Consider the following 2,199-nt stretch of genomic DNA (forward strand, 5'->3'; position numbering starts at 1 on the left):
GGTATAGCAATTGGATTAGAGAAAGAAAGCGAAGAAACTGAATCAAAAAAAGAAGATAAAGCAATTAAATCAGAGAAAGAAAGTAAAGAAACAGAGTCAAAAAAAGAAGATAAAGTAATTGGAATAGAGAAAGAAAGTGAAGAAACTGAATTGAAAAAAGAAGATAAAGCAATTGAATTAGAGGAAGAAAGTAAAGAAACAGAGTCAAAAAAAGAAGATAAAGTAATTGAATTAGAGGAAGAAAGTGAAAAAACTAAATTAGCAAAAGAAGATAAAGCGAATGGATTAGAGGAAGAAGAGGTGAAAATTGAATCAGCAAAAGAAGATGAAGAAACCGATTCAGAGAAAGAAGAAATAGTAATTGAATCAAAGAAAGAAAGTGAAGAGACTGAACCAGCAAAAGAAGAAGTAACAAATGAATCAAAGAAAGAAAGTATAGATTCAGGATCAAAAATAGAAACTTCAGTGCGTTCAATAATAGTGAAAACTCCATTTTCTATTATTTCGGATGTGACTAGTTTTATAAAATTCCCTAATATTAATGTAAAAAAACAAGAAGCATTTGTATTTCGTAATGAAAAAGATGCTAGGGGTCGTGAACTGGATGCTAAGTTATTAACTACAGTGCAACACTATCATGGAGAAGTTAATTGTAATTTAGTTTCTTCAAATCTTCATGAAAAGAGAGTGCTTTTAGAATTTTCTAATCAAAAAGTAAAAGGGAATATGGAAGAGAATTGGATAGGCACATCTTCGTGGATTCCTATCCACGGTATAATATTAGAGAAGGAAGATGAAGCAGACGTAAATAATTATATAACTGGGAAAATACCAATAGAAATAGGGAGATATAAAGGTGAAATTAGCTTACAAGAAAAGGTGGTATTTAAAGAAAAAGTTATAGGAATAAAAGATGTATCACAGGAAATTATTTTGACAAAAAAAGAATTCTTATTGCCAAAAATAATAAAGAAAGGACATAATCCATCTATAATTGAAAAAGGGAGCTTACTTGTAGAAGGCTATATATTTCAATGTATTGAATTTATATCAGAACAAAGTACATCTCATGATAAGATCTATCAGTTAATGCAAAATATTGTATTGGAATTAACTATCCAATTATTGCAAGAACAGGAAGTTCGTGTGCGGATTACATAAATAATCATATCTCCATCGATTAGCTAAAAATTTCTTCAGGAGTATGTAATAGAGAAACTTAAAAATAGTGCTAGCAAGTTTACAAACGAGCTAGCTAATAAGGGGTGGGAAAAGATGTGAACTATAACCGATGGATCGATTGAAAATACTAGTTATTAAGATAGATGAAACGGATAAATCTTTGTTAAAACATGAGGTGTAATACAATGTGTATCCCCTCTAATTAGAGAAAACTCACAACTTAAATAGTAATACATGTTTATCATACGTTTTTAAACACCAATTATATTTTTTTAGAATAATTGGATGGACAACCTCTTGCGTAGTATCGACTTCAGTAAAACCGTATTTTTTATAAAAGTTTTTTAATTCCTCGAAAGGGAGACAAAATACATTTTGAATATGTAATTCCTTCGCTGTTTGTACTAAAAATAAAACGAGTTCTCCCGCTAATTGTAACCCTCTAAATTTAGGAAGTATGAAAATACCACCCATTTCAATAGTATCTTTATCAATTTGAACTAAACGACCTACACCTGCATACTCGCCGTTGTATGTAATAATCGCAACTTTATCCCGCTTTAAATCACTTGGTACAAATCCTATTGATTCGTATTGATTATTAATCCATTCTAAATCTTTAGAAGTAGCTAGTTGTATACTCATAAGTAACCCCCTTTGGAAAAGTATTAATATTCTCATTATATATAGCTCAATAACTAGTGAAAAGAGGATAAATCAAAATCATTTTTCTTAACAGTTCAAGTTTTGAGGAAGAGTGCATACAATATAAAGTACTTTCCCTTTCTTCATTCTTGTTTTACGTATATAATTTAAAAGTAATATTTTTATTTTATTTTTTTATATATTTATAACAGAATAGAGGTTTAAAAATGAGTGTTAAAATCATTACGGATAGTGCGGCGGATTTACCGGTAGAATTGCTGCAAGCATATGATATAGATTTAATTCCACTCCGTGTATATGATGAAGCAGAAACAGAGTATTTAGATGGGGTTACATTAAAATCAGTTACAT

3 protein-coding genes are annotated in these 2,199 nt (G+C 29.6%); 2 read left to right on the forward strand and 1 reads right to left on the reverse strand.

The window, feature by feature from the left end; translation table 11 throughout:
• Positions 1-3: 3 nt before the first annotated feature.
• Positions 4-1,161, forward strand: a complete 1,158-nt coding sequence (locus AC1DTM_RS23575; protein WP_477001024.1) for a BC_2427 family protein — start codon at positions 4-6, stop codon at positions 1,159-1,161.
• Between the two features lie 234 nt (positions 1,162-1,395).
• Here the strand turns inward: AC1DTM_RS23575 and AC1DTM_RS23580 are convergent, their stop codons facing one another.
• A complete protein-coding gene (locus AC1DTM_RS23580) occupies positions 1,396-1,827 on the reverse strand; it encodes a GNAT family N-acetyltransferase (RefSeq protein WP_016105124.1) in 432 nt (143 codons plus the stop codon).
• Between the two features lie 227 nt (positions 1,828-2,054).
• On the opposite strand from AC1DTM_RS23580, the gene AC1DTM_RS23585 reads away from it, so the two are divergent.
• The coding region (locus AC1DTM_RS23585) for a DegV family protein (protein WP_477001025.1) at positions 2,055-2,199 on the forward strand (145 nt) is incomplete at its 3' end.

Source organism: Bacillus sp. P4_D3 (assembly GCF_056401855.1).

Coding starts and splice junctions, on each gene's coding strand:
- AC1DTM_RS23580 (WP_016105124.1), bottom strand. CDS start 1,827: ATGAGTATACAACTAGCTACTTCTAAAGATTTAGAATGGATTAATAAT.